The sequence below is a fragment of the Intestinimonas sp. HCP28S3_D6 genome (genome assembly GCF_052065695.1).
In the GTDB taxonomy this organism is placed as follows: domain Bacteria; phylum Bacillota; class Clostridia; order Oscillospirales; family Oscillospiraceae; genus Intestinimonas.
The window spans coordinates 68,737-88,789 of the sequence record NZ_JBQHTM010000005.1 but is presented as its reverse complement, the minus strand read 5'-3'; the positions used below and the strand labels follow the sequence as shown (position 1 = coordinate 88,789).

Sequence of the window (20,053 nt, the reverse complement as noted above, 5' to 3'; positions counted from 1 at the left end):
CCCTTTTTCTCATTAAGTAAGATGCTCGTAGGCCTCGATGTCGGTGGCCTCGAAGGTGCACATCTCCCGGTAGACCGCCGCCCCCATCTCCAGCAGGGGCATGACGGCCACCGCGCCGGTGCCCTCACCCAGGCACATGCCAGCGTGGAGGAAGGGCACCAGCCCAAGGGCCTCCAGCACCATGCGCCCGGCGGGCTCGTTGGAGGCGTGGCTGGCCAGCATGTAGTCCTTGGCAGTCGGGCAGATGGCCGCCGCCGTCAGGGCGGCGGCGGAGGAGATGAAGCCGTCCACCAGCACGGGGATGCGGTAGTAGGCACCGCCCAGGAAGACACCGGCCAGACCGGCGATGTCCAGACCGCCCACCTTGTGGAGGACGTCCAGGCCGTCGGCGGGGTCGGGCCGATTGACGGCGATGGCGGTCTCGATGGCGCGGATCTTCCGCTCCAGGCCCTCCGAGGTGAGGCCGGCGCCGCGGCCGGTGACTTCCGCCGGGTCCTTCCCCAGCAGCACCGAGACGATGGCGCTGGAGGTGGTGGTGTTGCCGATGCCCATCTCGCCGGTGGCCAGGAGGCGGACCCCCTTCTCCTTCAGTTCACCCACCAGCTCCACGCCGGTCATGACGGCCTTGGCGGCCTCCTCCCGGGTCATGGCGGGGCCCTTGGTCATGTTGGCGGTGCCCCGGCGGATGCAGCACTGGCGGATGCGCTCCCCCACTACCGGCCGGGCCACCCCAATGTCCACCGGGATGACCTCGGCTCCGGCCACCCGGGCCATGCAGCACACGGAGGTATCCCCCTTGGACATGTTCTCGGTGACGATGGCGGTGACGTCCTGGCCGGTCTGGGTGACTCCCTCGGCCACCACACCGTTGTCGGCGCACATGGCCACCACCGCCTTCTTGGAGAGGTCCACGTTGGGGTCCCCGGTGATGCCGGCGATGCGGATAATGTCCCGCTCCAACATCCCCAGGCTGTTCAGGGGGTGGGCGATGGAGTCCCACCGCCGCTGGGCCTCCGCCATAGCCTTCTCATCCACCGGTCCGATCCCGGCCACGATCTCCTGCAAGTCCATACCTTATTCCTCCCTTTGATAGCGTGCGCATGCCTCCATGAACCGCCGTGCGGCCTGGGGGCAGCCGCTGAAATGCACATGGGGAAATCCCGCATAGAGGGTGGGCGTATGCCAGGCGCAGTCCCAGCCACGGTCGCTCAGAGGCTTTTGAGCCCGGAAGTCGCCCCCCGGCGTGGTGCTGTCCCAGTAGTGGAACTCGTGGGCGTGTAGGGTCTCCCCCGCCCCGCACAGCAGCCCGTCGGTGCGGGCGGTCATCCCGATGTAGCCGAACCGGCTCAGCTTGCCGGTGTTGGCGGCCTTTCCGGAGAAGACCCCCGCCATCTCCCAATCGTAGCTCCCGTCGGCATCGGAAAGCTGCTTTTGCAAATAGAGGAAGCCGCCGCACTCAGCCACTGTGGGCAGGCCGTGGAGGATCTTTTCCCGGATTTCCCCCAGCAGGGCGGTATTTCGGGCCAGTTCCTTGGCGTAGACCTCCGGGTAGCCGCCTCCCAGGTAGAGGCCGGAACAGCCCTCGGGCAATCTTTCATCCTCCAGCGGAGAGAACTCCGCCAGCTCCGCCCCCTGGCGCACCAGCTCAGAAAGGCCATCGGCGTAGTAGAAGCAAAAGGCCTTGTCCCGGGCCAGGGCAATGACCGGCCTTTCCCGGGAAATAGACACCGCCGGCCGCTCCGGCGCCTCCAGCGCTGGGGCGGAGGCCGCCAGGGCCAGTAGGCCGTCGATATCGATGGTCTGTTCGGCCTGCTCCGCCATACGGTGGAGCTTTTGCCTCAGATCCCCCACCTCGGCGGCGGTGACCAGACCCAGGTGGCGGCTCTCCAGCGCCACCTCCGGCAGGTTGGGGAGATAGCCGTATACCCGCACGCCGGTCTCCGTCTCGATGGTCTCCTTCAATCGGCCATACATCATGGGGGGGCAGCGGTTGAGGATGACGCCCCGGATGTTGGCGTCGGGCCGGAAGGACGCCATGCCCTTCACCAGGGCGGCGGCGGTGAGGGCCCGTCCCCGGGCGTCGGCCACCAGCACCGCCGGGGTCTCCGTGGTCCTGGCCAGGTCGTAGGCGCTGGCCTGGGAGGACATGGCGATGCCGTCGTAGTAGCCCATGACCCCCTCGATGACCGCCGTGGAAGCGTCGGGGGTATTCTCCAGCAAACTCCGGCGGACGGTGGCCTCCCCCATGAGGAAGAGGTCCAGATTGCGGCTCTTGGCGCCGATGACCTCGCTGTGGAACATGGGGTCAATGTAGTCGGGGCCGCACTTGTAGGCCACCGGCGCCGCTCCCCGGTCCACCAGAGCCTGGAGGAGGGCGCAGGTAATCGTGGTCTTGCCCCCGCCGCTGGCCGGAGCGCAGAGGAGAAGGCGGGGCACCTTACGCGTCATGGCCCTTCCCCTCCCCGCTGAAGATCCACACAGGGTTCTGGGCGTCCATCAGGTGATACCGCCCCGCCTTCCGGGTCCGGGTCACCGACAGCTGCACCATATCCGCCTCCACCAGATGGGCGAAGAGCCGGGCGGCCTCCCCCACCGTCTCCAGGGTGACGGCGGTGCACACCACCCGGGCGGCGGGATTTTTTTCAAAAATCATCATCAGAATGTCGTCCAGGTTTCCAGAGGTCCCCCCCAGGAAGACCCGGTCAGGGGCGGGCAGGTCCTCCAGGGCCGCCGGGGCGGTGCCCGGAACGATGGTGAGGTTGGACGCCCCCAGACGGGCCTTGTTCTCCTCCAGAAGGGACACCGCCTCGGGGTTCTTTTCAATGGCAAAGACCTGTCCGGCGGGGCAGGCCAGGGCGCACTCCAGGGAGACCGAGCCGGTGCCCGCCCCCACGTCCCACACCACGTGGTGGGGCTGGAGCCGCAGCTTGCACACAGAGATAGCCCGGACCTCCTCTTTGGTCATGGGGACGGCTCCCCGCTGGAATACCTCGTCGGGGAGGCCGGGGCTGTTCCAGGGCCGGCCCACCGGCTCGGGGTTCTCAGCCAGCAGCACGGAGAGATCTTCAAAGGTCTCCTCCGCCAGCTCCGCCGCCGTGCCGGTGACGATGCGCTCGTTGGGGTAGCTCAGCCGCTCCCCCACCGACACCCGGACGTCACCCAGGCCCCGGCGGACCAACTCCTTACAGATGTCCTCCGCCTTGGTGGCCCCACCGGTGAGGGCGAAGGTCTTGGCATTTTTCTGGATTTCCCCCACGGCGTTGTGGCTGCGGCCGTGGGCGCTGACGATGTGGGCGTCCTGCCAGGAGGTGCGGAGCCTGGCGCAGAAATAGGAGAGGGAGGAGATACCGGGGATGGTCTCCACCTCCCGGCCCTCCAAGAGCTTCCAGAGCTTCTTGGCCCCGCTGTAAAAGCCGGTGTCGCCGGAGAGGAGGACAGCCACGTTCTCCTGCTCCTCCCCGATGCGGCGGGCGATATCGTCGGCGGCGATGAGGGGCACGCAGGTATGTCCCTCCCCCCAGGGCTCCAGGAGCCTAGGGGCGCCGATGAGCACCGGACAGGCGTCGATGGCCTTCCGGGCCGCCAGGGTCAGGGTGTCCGGGTTGCCCATGCCCACGCCGATGAGATAGATCTTCATGCCTCTTCCTCCCCCAGCAGCTGCCGCTGAATTTCCTCCAGGGTGAGCCCCGTCTCGGTCTGGGGCCGCTCCACCACCAGGAGGGCGCAGCCCGCCTCTTTAGCGGCCTCCGCCTTGGCCCGGAAGCCGCCGTAGCCCCCGGTGTCCTTGGTCACCAGAATATCGATGTGGTACTGGTGCAGGGTGGCCACGTTCATCTCTTTGGTAAAGGGCCCCTGCATACAGATGATGTTTTTGGGCGGGAAGCCCAGTGCCAGGCACCGCTCCAGGGAGTCCGCCATGGGCAGCACCCGGGGAAAGCAGCGCTCCCGGAGACCCGGCCGGGCAAAGTGGTCCAGCTCCTTGCTCCCCGTGGTGAGAAGCACGTTCCCTGGCAGCCTCTCCAGCAGGTCCGCCCCCGCCGCTATGTCCGGCATCTTCCGGCACCCGTCCTCCTCATCGGACTGCCGCAGCAACCGCAGGCAGGGCAGGCCGGCGCAGTCGGCAGCCGTTCGGATGTTCTTGGTCACCTCCACGGCGTAGGGGTGGGTGGCGTCGATGACCAGAGTGTAGCCGTCGGCCATGAGGGCCTCCATCTCACCGGCGTCCAGCCGCCCCACGTGGACCTTCATTCCTTCGGGCAGGAGGGTCTCGCCGTACTCGGTGGCCACGCACACCGTGGCGTCCAGCCCCTGGGCGAGCATCCACTCGGCCAGCGCCCGGCCCTCGCCGGTGCCGCCGAAGAGCAGGATCTTCATCCTCAGCCCTCCCGCTGGAGGTAGCCTCTGGGGGTCACCATCTTGCCGCCCAGCAGTTTGGTCTGGCTGCTGCCGATAAAGACGGTGGTGAACATATCCACCTGGGTATCCCGCAAGGCGCCCAAGGTGGTGATGTTCCCCTGCTCCCCCTCCCGGCCGATGTTCTGCACATAGCCGCAGATGGTGTCCGGGGACTTCCCCGCCGCCATCAGGATGTCGCAGGCCCGCTTCAGATGGTCGGGGCGGCTGTGGCTGGCAGGATTGTAGAGGCACAGGACGAAGTCGCCCTTAGCGGCACATTCCAGCCGCAGGGCGATCTTGTCCCAGGGAGTCAGCAGGTCGGAGAGGGAGACCACGGCAAAGTCGTGGGTCAGGGGGGCGCCCAGCACGGCGGCGCCGCCGCAGGCGGCGGTGATGCCGGGCACCACCTCGATCTCGATGGAAGGATACTCCTGGGCCACCTCATAGATGAGGCCCGCCATACCGTAGATGCCGGAGTCGCCGGAGCACACCATGGCCACGTCCCGGCCGGACACCGCCGCCTCCACCGCCGCACGGCAGCGGTCCACCTCACGGCGCATACCGGTGGACATCATCTCTTTCTCGGGGAACTCCTCGCGGATGAGGGCGATGTAGGCGGTATAGCCCACGATGAGGTCGGCCCGCTCCAGGGCCTCCCGGGCACGGCCCGTCAGGTCCCGGCCGGCGCCGGGCCCCAGGCCCACGACTGTCACTCGCATGAATCAATCTCCTTTTTCAGAAAAGCGGATGGTGAGGGGGACCTGGCTCACCGCCACGGTGACCCCCTCCCCCGCCTGTTTTGTTACGATCAGGGTGCCGCCCCGCCGGACGGCGGCGCGCTCACATACGTTGTCCACCCCGGTGACCCTCTTCACAAAGGGGGACGGGGTGAAATCCCCCGGCACCGCCAAGAGTTCTTCTGCCGAATAGGTGGTGAGGGGCAGGCCCAGGCTCTGGCAGAAGGCCAGTAGGCCGGGCTCGTCCTTCTTGAGGTCGATGGAGCACACCGCGGCCACCCCTTTGAGGGAGAGGTGGTGGTCTGCAAAGACCCGCTCCACCGCCGCCGCGATGGTATCCGCCGCCGTGCCCCGGCGGCAGCCGATGCCCAGATGGAGCACCGGCGGGATGAGGCGGACAGTGTGGGGAAAGGGGGTCTTTTCCGGGTCCAGGGTGAGGGCAATGCCAGTCTCCGCCGGTCCCTCCACTACCCCCCGGGGCAGTTCTCCCTGGATAGGAAAATCGCTTGACAGCCCTACGGAGCCCCCTGACAGCAGGGAGGCAGACACCCGTTTGGCCCCCTCGCGTCCGTCAAGGAAAAAACCTTGCTCCCTGGCCCACTGGTCCACAGCGAAGAACCCGTTCACATCGGTAGCGGTGGACACCGCCGCCGCGCCGCCGGTGAACCGGGCCACCAGCCGAGCCAGGTCGTTGGCGCCCCCCACATGGCCGGAGAGGAGGGGGACGACGAAGTGTCCCGCCTCGTCCACCGACACCACAGCGGGGTCGGTAAATTTATCCTTCACATAGGGGGCGATGGCCCGGACGGCGATGCCGCTGGCCCCCACAAAGAGGAGGGCATCGGTGTCGGCGAACCGTTCCCCGGCCCACTCCCCCAGGCTCCCGTAGCCGGGGAGCCCCGTCTCCGGCGACAGCCGCTCCGGCACCGCCAGGGCGCAGCTGTGGCCGATCTCCACCAGGTCGTGGGCCAGACTTCTGGCCAGCCCGATTCCCCGGCGGGTAAAGGCGGTGAGGGCGATCTTCACTTGCTGGCCTCCCGGTAGCCGTGGGTGAAGGCGGGGTCATAAAGCTTAGAGCGGTCGTACTTGTCCCCCAGGAAGCCGCCCACGGTGATGAGGGCGGTCTTGGTGACGTGGTGCGCCTTGGCGGTGGCGGCCAGGGTAGACACGGTGCAGCGGTAAACCGCCTGCTCCGGCCAGGTGGCCTTGTAGACGATGGCGGCGGGGGTATCGGGGGCGTAGCCGCCCTCCATCAGCTCCTTCTCCACCTCCTCCAGCAGACCGGTGGAGAGGAAGAGGACCATGGTGCAGCCGTGGGAGGCCATCTTGGAGAGCTTCTCTCCCTCGGGCACCGGAGTGCGGCCCGCCATGCGGGTGATGATGACGCTCTGGGACACGTCGGGGAGGGTGTACTCGGCCTCCAGGGCGGCGGCCGCTCCAGAGAAGGAGGAGACGCCGGGGGTCACGTCGTAGGTCAGGCCCAGCTCGTCCAGCAGGTCCATCTGTTCCCGGATGGCCCCGTAGAGGGAAGGGTCGCCGGTGTGGAGGCGGACGGTGTCCCAGCCCTTGGACTCGGCGTCCTTCATGACGTCGATGACGGCCTCCAGGGTCATGGACGCGCTATCGTAGACAATGCAGCTCTCCTTCTTGTAGTCCAGCAGGGCGGGGTTCACCAGGCTCCCGGCGTAGATGATGACGTCGGCCTCCCCCAGGAGCTTGGCCCCCCGGACGGTGATGAGGTCGGCGGCTCCGGGGCCCGCGCCGATGAAGTGGATCATGCGCACAACTTCCTTTCACGATGAGATGGGGTGCAGGGCGGCCAGCCGGTCGGCCCCCGCCGTCTTTCCCAGAATTCCATAGCGGTTGGAGAAGAAGATGGCCTCAATGGCCATCTCCGCCCCCGCCCGGCGTTTGAGCTGTTCGTCTAGGGCCTGGGTCAGGGAGGCCATGACCGCCTCCCGCAGTCCGGCCCCATCCAGGATGGCCACGGCGTCGTCGGTGGTGACGGCGCGGTAGAGGGCCTCCACCGTGGCCCGTTCCCCGCCGCACAGGGCGGCGTGGGTGCACAGGGTCTCCCGCCGGCCGTCGGCCACCCGGGAGTGGGTGTTCATGACCCCGGCGGCCACCTTGCACAGCTTGCCCACGTGGCCCACCAGCAGCAGGCTGCGGAAGCCCAGACCGGCGGCGTGGTCGATAGACTCGCCGATGTAGTTGGAGCAGGTGCACCAGCAGCCCAGCCCCAGGCCCAGCACCTCCCGGGCAAAGGTCTCCCCGTAGTTGCCGGGAGTGACCACGATGTCCGTCGCCCCGGCGACCGCCAGCATGTCCTGCTCCAGCCGGAGGGAGTCGATGAGGGCGGCCTCGCTCATTGGCCGGACGATGCCGGAGGTGCCCAGGATGGAGATGCCCCCCACGATGCCCAGCCGGGGGTTGAAGGTCTTTTGGGCCAGCTTCTCCCCCTCGGGGGCGGAGATCACCACCTTCAGGCCGCCGTCGCAGCCGTGGTCGGCCATAGCTGCGGCCACCTGCTGCCCGATCATCTGCCGGGGGACGTGGTTGATGGCGGCAGCCCCCACGGGCTGATCCAGGCCGGGCTTGGTGACCCGGCCTACCCCTTCTCCGCCGTCAATGGTGACGCCGGGGGCGTCGCACCGCTCCACCCGGGCGAAGATAAGTGTGCCGTGAGTGGCGTCGGGGTCGTCGCCCCCGTCCTTCCGGACGGCGCAGGAGGCCCAATCCGGGCCGGAGGACGGCTCCAGCAGCTCGGCCTCCACCGGAATACCCGCCGGGGTGTCGATGCGCACCGCCGGAGGAAGCTGGCCGGTAAGGAGGAGTTCTGCCGCCCCTCTGGCCGCCGCCGCTGCGCAGGTGCCCGTGGTGTAGCCGCACCGCAGCCGCTCCCGCCCCACGGAGATATAGTGTTCGAAATCGCTCAAATCATCCACCTCCCGGGGCTTTTGAGACACAAAACGGGCCCTTTCCTGGATGGAAAGGGCCCGTAACGGCACTGGTCTGGTCCTCTCCACCTAAGAGCAACACGATCGCTCCGCACGGCAGGTCTCCTGGCTCACGCTTCCTCCTCAGGCGTCCCTTCTCAGCCCCTTGGGCCAATGGGTGGTTCACGCCCTCGTCCGCGCTCACAGTAGAGGTAAGACTGCGCCGGATTTACACCGGACTTCCCTTTTCAGCAGCTGCGTCGCTGCACCTGTGCGGATGAATATCAAATTGTCATCAGGCCGTTCCTTCCGATGGGCCGGCCTAACGGATACATTATAGCAACTTTGCAGCAGGAAGTAAAGGAATACTTTCCCCGGGGCTCAAAAGCCCCGGCTCCACTCAGGCCGCATACCGGCGCCGCTCTCTAGAGCCCGGTCCAGCTGGGCCAGGAAACGGTCCCGGTCCTCCGGCAGACTTCCCTTCAACGGAACATAGTTGGAGGCATGGTCACAGGTAAAGTGGAGGGGATCCACCTCCAGCTTTTCGATGAGGAGCCGGGCCTCCCGTAGGCTGTCCATGGGGGTGATGGGCTGGAACTTCCCCGCCTGGTAGTCGGCATAGAGCTCCGTGCCCGGATAGAGGGTCAGGGTGAGGGCGGAGAGGTGCCTGGGCTTCATCTCGTTCATCATGGCGGCGGTGTCCAGGATATGCTGTTCACTGCCTTCCCGGCCACCCAAGCCCAGCAGAATCATGACCCACAGATCCATGCCCGCCTCCCGGAGCCGTGTTCCAGCCTCCAGCATTTGACTGGCACCAACGCCCTTTTTCACCTTTCGCAGGAGCTCGTCGCTCCCCGTTTCCACCCCCAGATAGGCCCGGGCCAAGCCGTGCTCCCGCAGGAGCTTTAGCTCCTCCGGGGTCTTGGTAAGAGTGCTCCGGGGGCCGGCGTAGGTGGTCACCTTCTCCAGAGAGGGGAAGGTGGCGTAGAGGGTATCCAGAATGGTGATGAGATCATGGGTGCGCATGATGATGGCGTCGCCGTCACAGAGGAATACTCGCCGCACATCGCCGTAGTAGGCCTTGGCCATGCGGATGTCTTCCAGAATATCTGCCATGGGCCGGATGTGGAACTTCTTGTCCCGGTACATATTGCAGAAGGTACAGGTATTGTTGGAGCAGCCCACCGTGGCCTGGAGCAGGTAGCTCTTCCACTCTCCCGGGGGCCGGTAAATATCGCCTTCGTATCTCACAAATGTTCCTCCGTCAGTTCTTTCAGGGCTTGATAAAGGGCGTCCATCTCCTCGTCGGTGCCCACGCTGATGCGCAGGTAGTCGGAGATCCTGGGCCGGTCAAACCAGCGCACCAGGATGCCCCGCTGCCGCAGGCCGTCCAGCAGGGTCTTGGCGGCAATCTTGGGGTGATGGACAAACAGGAAGTTGGCTTTGGAGTCGGTGACCATAAAGCCCAGCTCCCGCAACTGTGCCGACGAACGGTCCCGGGTGGCGGATACCTTGGCTGCCTGGGCCTCGAAATAGGCCTCGTCGGCGATGGAAGCGGCCGCCGCCGCCTGGGCACACCGGTCTACGGTATAGGAGTTAATGGAGTCCCGGACGCACCGGAGGGCGGCCATCAGGTCGGGATGTCCCAGGGCGTAGCCCACCCGCATGCCGGCCAGGCCGTGACCTTTGGAGAGGGTGCGGACTACCACCAGGTTGTCGTACCGGTCCACCAGGGTGTCGGCGGAGATGCCGCCGAAGTCGATGTAAGCCTCGTCCACCAGGACCACCGCCTGGGGATTAGCCTCCAAAATGCGGATCAAGTCCTCCCGGGACACCTCTAAGCCCGTGGGGGCGTTGGGGTTGGCCACCACCACGCCGCCGCTGTCCCCGGTGCAGAAGGGAGCCACCGGCAGGGAAAAGTCCTCCCCCAGGGGGATGAGCCGAGGGTTGAGGCCGAAATACTCGGCATAGACGGCATAGAAGGTGTAGGTAATGTCGGCAAAGCACACCGGCCGATCGGGGTCGAAGAAGGCCTGGAAGCAGAAAGCCAGCACCTCGTCGGAACCGTTGCCGGGGAAGACCTGCTCCGGGGAGAGTCCGTGGGCAGCGGCGATGGCGGCGCGGAGGGCGGCGCACTCCGGGTCGGGGTAGAGCCGCAGCCGGTCGTCCGCCGCCTCACGCAGGGCCACCAGGGCCTTGGGTGACGGGGGATAGGGATTCTCATTGGTGTTGAGCTTGATAAAGACCCGGTCCTTGGGCTGTTCCCCCGGCACATAGGGGACCATATCCCGGATCCGGCGGCTCCAGTATTTTTTCACGGCTGTTCCTCCTCCCGCAGGATCTTCTTGATGTTCTTCTCCGCCTTGCTCCGGGGCAGCATGACCTCGTGGCCGCAGCCCTGGCAGCGGAGCCGGAAATCCATCCCCACCCGCAGCACCAGCCATTCCTTGCTGCCGCAGGGGTGAGGCTTTTTCATCTCCAAAACATCGCCCAGACGCACATCCATGGTGGGCGCCTCCTTCCCGCAAATTACAATTATTTTATTATAGGTTCCCGGACCGCTCCTGTCAATTCCGGCTTTCCCGGCGCATATAGTGACATATCCGCAAAAAACGGGACCATAGAAAGGAATGATCGGGATGCTCAGCCGTTTTCTTCCCGAGGGCAGACGCCTGGAGACGCCGGAGAACCGGGCCGCCTGTTCCTCTCTGTCCGGGCTGCTCTCCGCCCGGGACCGGGACCAGATCCTGGAGGGCATGGCCCTCTCCTGCTCCCCGGAGCACGACCTCACCGTGGCCCTGGGACCCTTCATCGGGGTGATCCCCCGGTCGGAAACCGCTGTGGGGGTGGCAGAGGGCACCGTCCGGGACATCGCCATTCTCTCCCGGGTGGGTAAGCCGGTATGTTTTCTGGTGGAGCGGGTCATGGAAGGCCCCGACGGTCCCCGTCTCCTCCTCTCCCGCCGCCGTGCCCAGCTGCTGGCCCGTGAGGCCCTCATGGCCCGGCTGCGGCCCGGCATGGTCATCCCCTGCACCGTCACCCACTTAGAGCCCTTCGGCGCCTTTGTGGACATGGGCTGCGGCCTGGTGTCCATGATCGGCCTGGAGCAGATCTCCGTCTCCCGTATCCCCCACCCCGCCTGCCGCTTCACCGTAGGGCAAGAGATCTTCGCCGCCGTGGTGGATACCGACCCCAACCTGGGCCGGGTGCGGCTCACCCACCGAGAGCTGCTGGGCACCTGGGAGGAAAACGCCCGCCGCCTTGCCACCGGCATGACGGTGGCGGGCTGGGTCCGTGGCATCAAGGACTACGGCATTTTTGTGGAGCTCTTCCCCAACCTGTCCGGCCTGGCCGAGCCCCGGGAGGACCTGCGGGAGGGTGACCGGGTCTCTGTCTTTCTCAAATCCATCCTGCCCGAGCGCATGAAGATCAAGCTCCTCATCATCGACCGGCTGCCCCCGGAGCCCACGCCGCCTCCCCTCACCTACTTTATCACCGACGGCAGGCTGGGGCACTGGCGCTACGCCCCTGAAGGCTGCCGGAAAACGGGCCTGGAGACCGATTTTTTATAAGACCTTTACGGCGACTCGAACACATGTTAGAATGGAGGGGAACTTTCCCCTCCATTCTTTTTTCGGGAGGTCTTTTTATGGCGTACCGGCCTCTGGCGGACGAGATCCGCCCCACCAGCCTGGACGAAGTGGTGGGCCAGCGGCACATTCTGGGCCCGGACGGGCTGCTACGGCGCATCATCGAGAGCGGGAACATCCCCAACCTGGTCTTTTATGGCCCCTCCGGCACCGGCAAGACCACCGTAGCCAACCTCATCGCCGCCCGGACCAACCGGGCCCTGCGGCGGATCAACGCCACCACCGGCTCCCTCTCCGACGTGAAGGACGTGCTGGCCGACGTGGGCACCATGTTGGCCCCCAACGGCATCCTCCTCTACTTGGACGAGATCCAGTACTTTAACAAAAAGCAGCAGCAGTCCCTGTTAGAGGTCATCGAAAAGGGCGACGTCACCCTCATCGCCTCCACCACCGAGAACCCCTACTTCTACGTCTACAACGCCGTGCTCAGCCGGTCTACCGTCTTCGAGTTCAAGCCGGTGGAGGCCGCCGATGTCCTCCCCGCCATCGACCGGGGCATGGCCATCATGGCCGGCCGGCTGGGGGCGGAGCTCTCCTGTGAGGACGGCGTGCGGGAAGCCATCGCCTCGGCCTGCGGCGGCGACGTGCGCAAGGCTATGAACGCGGTGGAGCTTTTGATGAACACCGCCCGGCGGGAAAACGGGGTGCTACGGGTGACCCTGGCCGACGCCCAGGTGGTGGCCCAGCGCTCCGCCATGCGGTATGACCGGGAGGGGGACGACCACTACGACATCCTCTCCGCCCTCCAGAAGTCTATCCGGGGCTCCGACCCTGACGCAGCCTGCCACTACCTGGCCCGGCTGCTGGAGGCGGGGGACCTGATCTCCGCCTGCCGCCGGCTCATGGTCATCGCCTGCGAGGACGTGGGACTGGCATATCCCCAGATCATCCCCATCGTCAAGGCCTGCGTGGACGCCGCCAACATGCTGGGCCTCCCTGAGGCCCGTATCCCCCTAGGGGACGCAGCGGTACTCATGGCCACCAGCCCCAAGTCCAACTCCGCCCACATCGCCTTCGACGCCGCCCTGGCCGACGTCCGGGCGGGCAAGACCGGAGACTATCCCCGCCATCTCCAGAACAAACACGCCGACTCCGCCGGTATGGAGCGGGAACAGGGCTACCTCTACCCTCACGACTTCCCCCACCACTGGGTACGGCAGCAGTATCTCCCCGACAGCCTTCTGGGAACCCGGTACTACACCTACGCCGAAAACAAAGCCGAACAGGCGGCCAAACGCTACTGGGAAGAGATCAAGGGACCCGATTTCTAAACGCAGAAAGACCCGCGGTTTACACCGCGGGTCTTTTGTCATGTTTCATCTTCGATCGATCCAGTCCTGGACACCGTTCATCAGCTTGCTCAGGTGCCAACCGTCCAGAAGGCGGTGGTTGAGCTGCACCGCGTAGGGCAGCAGAAGCCTCTCCTCCCGCTTTTCAAACTTTCCCCAGGTCACCCTTGGAATGGAGTCGTCCGGGTTGATGTAGCGCGACAAGTTTTTTGAGAAATTGGGACAGCATACTTGAGAAAAAACGGGCCAATCTTAGAAGCATTTCCGAGCCTGCTCGCTTGCGTCAACCGCCCCCCCAGAAGCACGGGAGCGGCACACGCAAGAGGGCGGGCTCAAAGCATACGGGAGGAGCGACGAATAGCCGCCCCTCCCGTGCTTTTTGCCCTCTTGTGGGTTAGGTTACTACCGGCCCTTTACGGGCCGTTTTGCGGGCCTCTACGGCCCTTCGGTGGGTGTCCCTGGGGCGTTACTCCTCCGGCTCGAGAGTGCCTTCCTCCTGCGCCGCCAGATACTCGGCGACGGGGATGATGTACTCCTCGGGCAGGGACTCAATATCGCGCTTGCTGTTCTTCACCAGAACGGCATAGACGGAAATCATGTACTCTTTCACTTTCATTTTGCTTGTCCTCCTTCAATCTGCTTGATCTTACTTTCGAGGCTCGAGACCTTCTCCGTGAGCCCCATGACCTCCTCGAAGAGACCGGCGATCGCCTCATAGAGGTCGATGTTCTGCTCCTCCGCTTCTTCCGCCCTCTGACGCTCGATCTCGGTGATCGGCATCTTAGGGGTCAGATACTTCATGCTCTGGTTCATTCGTAAGCACCTCCAAACCCGGAGATCGAGACCTCTCCCTCATAGCCCTCGTTCTTCTCGATGGTGAAGCGGACATTCACGCCCCACTTTTCGGCGGTCTTGGACTGGTTGAGGAAGTTGTAGACCCGGTTGATCGCGACCTGCGCCGTGATGTCCTCCCACGCCGGGGAGGCATCAAAGGCATTGTTACACGCTTCGACCTTGGCGACCGATCCCTCAATATGCCATGTAGGCGTGATGAGGATCTTCGTCGCCCGGGTGTCCGTCTCCTCCGGCTGCGCGAACTGGAAGGCGATGACGGTCTCCTTCTTGGAGAAGTTCCAGACCCTCACACTCGTCGCGAAGTTGCCATCAACGGCCTCGACGCGGAGCTGGTGATCCCCATTTGCGAGGACGAGCCAATTCTCACGGGAGAGCTCGATCGTCTCCTCCTGGCCGAGCGTAGCTTGATAGCTGCGGATCTGCTTGTCGTCGACGAACTCGGTGACGACCACGTTGTCGCCCTCGACGTCGGTGACGGTGTACTTCTCGGCGAAGCTGCCCGTCTGCTGGCCGAGGTCTTCGTCCTGCCCAGAGATAGCCGGAGCCGAGTTCGTCCGCTTATGGGTACTGTTGTGATCGGTCGTGTTGAGGTTGGTGTCCAGGTCAGAGGAAACCGGGGCAGGGAGTCCGGTGATGACTTCCTCGCGGGTGATGAACCTGTCCCACTCGTTATTGGTAGGTGTTCCTCCGGCATACCAGTCGTTATTCCGCCGGTTGCTGCCTCCGGTGAGGAGGCGGCACTTGTACTTTGTCCCGTCGATGGTGATGGTCTTGCCGGTGACATAGCCCTGCCCGTTCAAGTCATCCCACGAGACGCTGACCAGAATGACGCGGTCGCAAATGAGGCGGGTTTTGTCCCCGTCCTTGATCTTGACCCATTGGAGCTTGTTCGCGTCCGCGCTGGGAGTGTCTCCGAAGGTGTAGTTCGCCATGCTGCCGGACATCTGCGGGATGTCTCCGTAGAGCCGACAATCATTGTCCGGGCAGTCCTCCGCCAGCGCCAGCCCCAGGGCGTAGACCTGCGCCGTCTCCCGGTGCCGCTTGAGTTCCGGGTGAAGGTTCTCGAAGGTCGCCCGCTTTTCCCGGCGAGGACGTTCCTCCCCGAAGGTGTCCGGGAGGACGTAGCAGTCTTCCCGATCCAGAAGGCCCAGGTCGCGGAGGGCGACCTTGTAGCCGTAAAGCTCATGCGCTGCCGTGCGCTCGTCCACGTCCTTATCGAAGCATCGGTGCTGCTCATGCGGCGCTCCCATCCGGCGGCGAGGCGTCCGCCGTGTGGTGCTGTGTCCAGTTTGTGACGCCGGAAACGAATTGAAGTAAAGGGGGTGAAAGACCCTCGCCGCTCGCTTTTACTCTACCGCCGCCTCCTTTTCTCTTTCTTTTTGGGTGGTGGTGTGCTATGCTGTCTTTGCTTAATTTTTTAATCTACGAGTATTTTATTAAACAAATGAGGATTTGTCAAGCGAGAAATCCTCGTTCATTAAATTTTTATTAAACAATGGAGGAATATATGGACACTACATTCACGGATGTTGGATTGAGGATCTCAAAGCGAATTAGAGAACTCGGTCTCAAACAATTAGACGTATGCAATAAAAGCGGCCTTTCTACAACGGCCTTGAGCCAATATTGCACGGGGAAGCGCATCCCGGACACTCTCTCCCTCTATAAGCTCTCGATCATCCTCGGAGTATCAATGGAATGGGTTTTGACTGGGGATAATTTAACAAGTGAGAAGCAAGCCCCCGAGCCGCTCGGCCTGGATGAGATAAAGGCCGCCCAGGGCCTCACGTGCGACGGCCTCCCGCTGTCCGAGGATGAGGTCGACCTCGTCGCCATGTATAGGCTCCTCCCGCCCTCCCATCGTGAGGAGCTTTTTGACCTAGCCTACTTCAAATACAAGCGCGTCGTCGAACAGAAAAAAGAGTCTATCTATTCAACATACTTCGACGGGAGCGAGGACGAAAAAAGCAGCCCCGCTGGGAGCCGTGAGGCCCGCGACGGAACCGCCTAATTTTTTTGTCCTGCCATGATTAAAAACTAAATCAAAATTCTGTCCCTTTGCTTCGGTTGGCCCAAAACGGCCCGAACCCCCCGAAAACCCAGGAAATACGGGCAAAGGGACACGTCCCCGCGACTTTGCCGAAAATGTCCCTTTGCAAAAGGGCCGTTTTGCCGCGCCTGGGCCCGGTCGTCGCCGCCGCCGTAACGCCTGGAATAACAGCTCGTAACGCTTCCGCGCCGCCGATCCACGCCGCCGAACCCCTGTTTTTGACCCCTGCCGTTAATTTTTGCACGGTTTAACGCCCCGTTTGCACGGCTCGCCCGCTTGCCTTCCGGGGCCGTCTCTGCTATACTGTGACCATGGGCCGCGAAGCCCGTCCTCTTTGTCTGCTGCTGTGACTTCCGGGACGGGCCAAGCGGCCCTCTTTTTGCCCTCAAATGCCCTTGTTTCAAGGGTTTCGCCCCGTTGCGGGTACGATATGCCCCAGCCGCGCCGCCGCCGTTGCGGGGCCTTCCAAGGCTCCCCAGGGCATGAAAAAAGGACGCCGACCGCGTCGACGCCCTCGTCTCAAGTTGTCTGATAAAGCCGGGCCGGATCAATGCCCTGTCCCGGGTGAAAATGCCCTGTTTCCCGCACAAATAGCGGGTTTTCTCGCGGTCTCCCGTCCTGTCCCGGTTTATCCCGTGTTTCTCAATTACGTTGTCCCCGCACAGTTGATATCCATCTCGTTGGTAAGGCTGGTAAAGCTCATCCAGGGCAGGCAGGAAATATAGACCAGATCGTCCCTGGCCTCCGACTCCGCCGGTGGGAAGGGCGACTTCTGGGCTGCATCATACCGGGCACACCGGTCACAAAATTCCTCCATGCTGCCGCCGAAGGGCACCGTTACGATCTTCAGCAGATGGGTGTCCCCATCCATGACCACAAAACTGGGGTCCAGATGGTCGTGCTTCACCACCTGGCTACCCCGGATTTTATAGAGGTAATCGGGCAGGTCATTCATCACCGTCATGGTGGCGTAGATGAGACTGTAATAAAAGGAGCCCTTCCGTTCTCTGACCCACGGATAGAACTCGGTCACATCCAGGGTGCTGGTCACATTATAAAATGGAAAAGAAAGCCCGGAAAAGAATTGGAAATGTTCCTTGCGGGGCCAGGTCTCCAGGTCTACCAACTCCATGTCACTTCGTCCCCTTCTGGAAGAAGGCACACCAGGGCCGCAGAGTGCAGTTCTGGCAATCCGGCTTCCGCGCGGTACACACCGCCCGGCCGTGGAGCACCAGCCGGTGGCAGAAGTTGTTGGACTCCTCCGGAGGCAGTACCTTCCGCAGCTGGGTCTCCACCTTGCCCGGGTCCTTGGTGCCGTCGGTGAGGCCCAGCTTGCCCGAGATGCGGATGCAGTGGGTGTCCGCCACCACCACGCCGGGGACGTGGTAGACGTCCCCCAGAATGAGGTTGGCCGTCTTGCGCCCCACGCCGGGCAGTTTTAGCAGATCCTCCATGTTGTCGGGCACCTTGCCGTCAAACTGCTCCAGCATCATCTGGGAGGCGGCCACGATGTCCCGGGCCTTGGCCCGGAAAAAGCCGGTGGAGTGAATGTACTCCTCCACCTCGGACACGTCGGCCTGGGCCAGGGACTCCAGGGTGGGGAATCGGGCAAAGAGGGCCGGCGTCACCATGTTCACCCGCTCGTCGGTGCACTGGGCCGACAGGCGGACGGCAAACAGCAGCTCATAGGGTTTGGGGTAGTTGAGGGAACAGATGCCCTCCGGATAAAGGGCCTTGAGCTCCTCCACGATGGCTCTGGCTCGCTCTTTCTTTGTCATATCGGCCATTCCTTTCCATGCCGCACTGCCGGCGGTCTTTCGCCGGATTCTGCTATCATAATATCTGTATTTCACAAAAACAGCTGGTTTTGTCTGTTTTTATAAAATTGTGCGGCTCTGCCGCGCGGATAAAACGCATTGCGGTTTATTTAGTCTCCATTATCATACCATAAATGTCGGCAATATGCGACTGTGTTTTTCCAAGAATGACAGTTGTATTTCTCCAAACGTTCCGGTATAATATTTGCATGTCACTTTGACACATTACTTTCTTGATGCGAGGTGCGACGGCAATGGTACAAGAAATGATCGATTTCCTCACCGCCAACGACCCGGAAGTGGGCGCCACCGTGGCGGCCGAGCTGGCCCGGCAGCGGCGGAACATTGAGCTCATCGCCTCTGAGAACATCGTCAGCGAGGCGGTACTGGTGGCCATGGGCACGGTGCTCACCAACAAGTACGCCGAGGGCTACCCCGGCAAGCGCTACTACGGCGGCTGCCAGGAGGTGGACGTCACCGAAAACATCGCCCGAGATCGGGCCTGCAAGCTCTTCGGCGCCGACCATGCCAACGTCCAGCCCCACTCCGGCGCCCAGGCCAACTACGCCGTCTATCAGGCGCTGTGTGAGCACGGCGACACCGTGCTAGGCATGGATCTGGGCAACGGCGGCCACCTCACCCACGGCTCTCCCGTGAACTTCTCCGGTAAGAACTATCATATGGTCTCTTACGGTCTCAACGACAAGGGTTACATCGACTATGACCAGGTCCGGGACCTGGCCCGGCAGCACAAGCCCAAGATGATTATTGCTGGCGCCTCCGCCTACCCCCGGATTATTGACTTTAAGGCCTTCGCTGACATCGCCCACGAGGTAGGCGCCTACCTGTTCGTGGACATGGCCCACATCGCCGGTCTGGTGGCCGCCGGGCTCCACCCCTCCCCCGTCCCCTATGCCGACGTGGTCACCACCACCACCCACAAGACCCTCCGTGGTCCCCGGGGCGGCATGATCCTCTGCAAGGAGGAGCTGGCCAAGAAGATCGACTCCGCCATCTTCCCCGGCTCCCAGGGTGGTCCTCTTCTCCACATCATCGCCGCCAAGGCTGTGGCCTTCGGTGAGGCTCTCAAGCCCGAGTTCAAGACCTATCAGGAGCAGATCATCAAAAACGCTGCCGTCCTGGCCCAGTCCCTCACCGACGCCGGCTTCGACCTGGTCTCCGGCGGCACCGACAACCACCTGATGCTGGTGGACCTGCGCAAAGCCCACATCACCGGCAAGGAGCTGGAGAAGCGGCTGGATGAGGTCTGCATCACCGTCAACAAGAACGCCATCCCCAACGACCCCGAGAAGCCCTTCGTCACCAGCGGCATCCGGGTGGGCACCCCTGCCGTCACCACCCGCGGCTTCGGCGAGGAGGAGATGAAGGTCATCGGATCCCTGATCTGGCAGGCCGCCACCGACTTTGACGCCAAGGCCGACTCCATTCGGGAGACCGTTGCCGCCATGTGCGCCAAATACCCCCTCTATCAGTGAGTCTGACCCCATCAGCAAGCGAGGAGCCTGTCCACCGTGGCCAGGCTCCTCGCTTTGTATTATTGGGGAAATATTCTTTTGTCTTTTCTGCAAAATCTGATGTATTGAAATTAAAAATATATTGGTGTTGGTTGGCATTGTCCACAGGACACGGTTTGCCGCGTCAGCCAGGAAAGTTGGAACAGGACCCATGGAAGCAGATTTGCGTAACGAGTTTGGGCTCTATCGTACTCTCTATGGAGTTTTTGAGGAAATACCGCAGAAGGATATTAATTTGGTCACCGGGCCTATTCTGTTTTTCCGGGTTTCTCAGCGGTCTTTACGACATTTCTCAAGATGCACACGGTTGCTGTTTCATCGAGGACTGTGTGAACATTGTATATGCCCCCGATGTTCCAAAGGCCTATGGAGGGTTTTAAGGAAGAAATCAGCCTTACGTTGTCTTCCGGGGCAGACGGTTTTTCACTTGTGGTCGGTGTCGATGATCTCAAGTCCATCAACCTCAGGCAGGGACGGCATGCCGGTGACGCCGTTCTTAAAAATGTAGCAGAGAATTTGGACGTCACATATGGAACCCGACAGCTCTATCGGGTCAACAGAGGTGGAACCCATCGGTTCCATCCGTGTTCTTGAGCCAGAACGCAAGAAAGTCCACCGTTTTTATCAGGCCTTGCTGTCTGACACCATCGCCTATGTTCAGGTCGATCTTGAGGGCGGTCAGCTTATGTCAGTGGGCGGAGTTTGGTGTCCCCATCATCAGGACTACCGCACTACCGCCCGCCGGGACCCACTGACCCACATCACGCCTCTCTTGATACTCCTGTGTAA

At 63.1% G+C, this 20,053-nt stretch carries 22 protein-coding genes and 1 riboswitch; of the genes, 4 read left to right on the top strand and 18 right to left on the bottom strand.

Annotated features, from left to right (window positions below; all coding sequences use genetic code 11):
• Positions 1–12: 12 nt before the first annotated feature.
• From cobT to ACTNBK_RS03100, 11 genes are all read right to left on the bottom strand, one after another.
• Positions 13–1,071 (bottom strand): nicotinate-nucleotide--dimethylbenzimidazole phosphoribosyltransferase, encoded by a 1,059-nt coding sequence (cobT, locus tag ACTNBK_RS03150; RefSeq protein ID WP_441143521.1) that lies wholly within the window; start codon positions 1,069–1,071, stop codon positions 13–15.
• A 3-nt stretch (positions 1,072–1,074) separates the two neighbouring features.
• Entirely contained in the window at positions 1,075–2,448 is a 1,374-nt protein-coding gene (locus tag ACTNBK_RS03145) for a cobyrinate a,c-diamide synthase (RefSeq protein WP_441143519.1), read from the bottom strand.
• On the bottom strand, positions 2,438–3,637 hold the full coding sequence (cbiE, locus tag ACTNBK_RS03140) for a precorrin-6y C5,15-methyltransferase (decarboxylating) subunit CbiE (protein ID WP_441143517.1): 1,200 nt from the start codon (positions 3,635–3,637) through the stop codon (positions 2,438–2,440). Before cbiE ends, ACTNBK_RS03145 begins: the two co-directional genes overlap by 11 nt.
• Complete coding sequence (gene cobK, locus ACTNBK_RS03135) at positions 3,634–4,374, bottom strand: precorrin-6A reductase (protein ID WP_441143515.1); 741 nt, start codon at positions 4,372–4,374, stop codon at positions 3,634–3,636. The genes cbiE and cobK overlap by 4 nt, the downstream gene beginning before the upstream one ends.
• Positions 4,375–4,376: 2 nt before the next feature.
• Positions 4,377–5,114 (bottom strand): precorrin-3B C(17)-methyltransferase, encoded by a 738-nt coding sequence (cobJ, locus tag ACTNBK_RS03130; RefSeq protein WP_441143513.1) that lies wholly within the window; start codon positions 5,112–5,114, stop codon positions 4,377–4,379.
• 3 nt (positions 5,115–5,117) lie between these two features.
• Entirely contained in the window at positions 5,118–6,158 is a 1,041-nt protein-coding gene (locus tag ACTNBK_RS03125; RefSeq protein WP_441143511.1) for a cobalt-precorrin 5A hydrolase, read from the bottom strand.
• Positions 6,155–6,910 (bottom strand): precorrin-4 C(11)-methyltransferase, encoded by a 756-nt coding sequence (gene cobM / locus ACTNBK_RS03120; RefSeq protein ID WP_441143509.1) that lies wholly within the window; start codon positions 6,908–6,910, stop codon positions 6,155–6,157. Before cobM ends, ACTNBK_RS03125 begins: the two co-directional genes overlap by 4 nt.
• 15 nt (positions 6,911–6,925) lie before the next feature.
• Entirely contained in the window at positions 6,926–8,068 is a 1,143-nt protein-coding gene (gene cbiD / locus ACTNBK_RS03115) for a cobalt-precorrin-5B (C(1))-methyltransferase CbiD (protein WP_441143507.1), read from the bottom strand.
• A 99-nt stretch (positions 8,069–8,167) separates the two neighbouring features.
• Positions 8,168–8,357: riboswitch (cobalamin riboswitch) on the bottom strand.
• A 92-nt stretch (positions 8,358–8,449) separates the two neighbouring features.
• A complete protein-coding gene (locus ACTNBK_RS03110; RefSeq protein WP_441143505.1) occupies positions 8,450–9,319 on the bottom strand; it encodes a radical SAM protein in 870 nt (289 codons plus the stop codon).
• Positions 9,316–10,386 carry a histidinol-phosphate transaminase gene (gene hisC, locus ACTNBK_RS03105; RefSeq protein WP_441143503.1) on the bottom strand — a complete coding sequence of 357 codons (1,071 nt, stop codon included), beginning with the start codon at positions 10,384–10,386 and terminating at the stop codon, positions 9,316–9,318. The genes ACTNBK_RS03110 and hisC overlap by 4 nt, the downstream gene beginning before the upstream one ends.
• Positions 10,383–10,574 (bottom strand): DUF951 domain-containing protein, encoded by a 192-nt coding sequence (locus tag ACTNBK_RS03100; RefSeq protein WP_130849724.1) that lies wholly within the window; start codon positions 10,572–10,574, stop codon positions 10,383–10,385. The genes hisC and ACTNBK_RS03100 overlap by 4 nt, the downstream gene beginning before the upstream one ends.
• Positions 10,575–10,707: 133 nt before the next feature.
• On the opposite strand from ACTNBK_RS03100, the gene ACTNBK_RS03095 reads away from it, so the two are divergent.
• Both ACTNBK_RS03095 and ACTNBK_RS03090 read left to right on the top strand, forming a co-directional pair.
• Entirely contained in the window at positions 10,708–11,640 is a 933-nt protein-coding gene (locus ACTNBK_RS03095; RefSeq protein ID WP_441143501.1) for a S1 RNA-binding domain-containing protein, read from the top strand.
• 77 nt (positions 11,641–11,717) lie between these two features.
• Positions 11,718–12,989: a replication-associated recombination protein A gene (locus ACTNBK_RS03090; protein ID WP_441143499.1), complete on the top strand. Its 1,272-nt coding sequence runs from the start codon at positions 11,718–11,720 to the stop codon at positions 12,987–12,989.
• A 45-nt stretch (positions 12,990–13,034) separates the two neighbouring features.
• Here the strand turns inward: ACTNBK_RS03090 and ACTNBK_RS03085 are convergent, their stop codons facing one another.
• The 4 genes from ACTNBK_RS03085 to ACTNBK_RS03070 all read right to left on the bottom strand — a co-directional run bounded on the left by ACTNBK_RS03085 (position 13,035) and on the right by ACTNBK_RS03070 (position 15,070).
• On the bottom strand, positions 13,035–13,211 hold the full coding sequence (locus ACTNBK_RS03085; RefSeq protein ID WP_441143497.1) for a CatA-like O-acetyltransferase: 177 nt from the start codon (positions 13,209–13,211) through the stop codon (positions 13,035–13,037).
• 262 nt (positions 13,212–13,473) lie between these two features.
• The gene (locus tag ACTNBK_RS03080) at positions 13,474–13,623 is read right to left on the bottom strand and encodes a CD1375 family protein (protein ID WP_021920634.1); all 150 of its coding nucleotides are present in this window, start codon (positions 13,621–13,623) and stop codon (positions 13,474–13,476) included.
• Entirely contained in the window at positions 13,620–13,820 is a 201-nt protein-coding gene (locus ACTNBK_RS03075) for a hypothetical protein (RefSeq protein ID WP_021920635.1), read from the bottom strand. Before ACTNBK_RS03075 ends, ACTNBK_RS03080 begins: the two co-directional genes overlap by 4 nt.
• On the bottom strand, positions 13,817–15,070 hold the full coding sequence (locus tag ACTNBK_RS03070; RefSeq protein ID WP_441143495.1) for a hypothetical protein: 1,254 nt from the start codon (positions 15,068–15,070) through the stop codon (positions 13,817–13,819). The genes ACTNBK_RS03075 and ACTNBK_RS03070 overlap by 4 nt, the downstream gene beginning before the upstream one ends.
• Before the next feature lie 299 nt (positions 15,071–15,369).
• Here ACTNBK_RS03070 and ACTNBK_RS03065 point away from each other — a divergent pair, with 299 nt between their 5' ends.
• A complete protein-coding gene (locus ACTNBK_RS03065) occupies positions 15,370–15,873 on the top strand; it encodes a helix-turn-helix domain-containing protein (RefSeq protein WP_441143493.1) in 504 nt (167 codons plus the stop codon).
• Positions 15,874–16,558: 685 nt separating this feature from the next.
• Here the strand turns inward: ACTNBK_RS03065 and ACTNBK_RS03060 are convergent.
• Together ACTNBK_RS03060 and nth are read right to left on the bottom strand one after the other, a co-directional pair.
• Positions 16,559–17,044 (bottom strand): CatA-like O-acetyltransferase, encoded by a 486-nt coding sequence (locus tag ACTNBK_RS03060; protein ID WP_441143491.1) that lies wholly within the window; start codon positions 17,042–17,044, stop codon positions 16,559–16,561.
• A 1-nt stretch (position 17,045) separates the two neighbouring features.
• Positions 17,046–17,690 carry an endonuclease III gene (nth, locus tag ACTNBK_RS03055; protein ID WP_441143489.1) on the bottom strand — a complete coding sequence of 215 codons (645 nt, stop codon included), beginning with the start codon at positions 17,688–17,690 and terminating at the stop codon, positions 17,046–17,048.
• A 293-nt stretch (positions 17,691–17,983) separates the two neighbouring features.
• Between nth and glyA the strand changes: the two genes are divergently transcribed.
• Complete coding sequence (glyA, locus tag ACTNBK_RS03050) at positions 17,984–19,225, top strand: serine hydroxymethyltransferase (RefSeq protein WP_441143487.1); 1,242 nt, start codon at positions 17,984–17,986, stop codon at positions 19,223–19,225.
• Between the two features lie 462 nt (positions 19,226–19,687).
• On the opposite strand, the gene ACTNBK_RS03045 is transcribed toward glyA, so the two are convergent.
• Positions 19,688–19,846: a hypothetical protein gene (locus ACTNBK_RS03045; protein ID WP_441143485.1), complete on the bottom strand. Its 159-nt coding sequence runs from the start codon at positions 19,844–19,846 to the stop codon at positions 19,688–19,690.
• Positions 19,847–20,053: the final 207 nt, after the last annotated feature.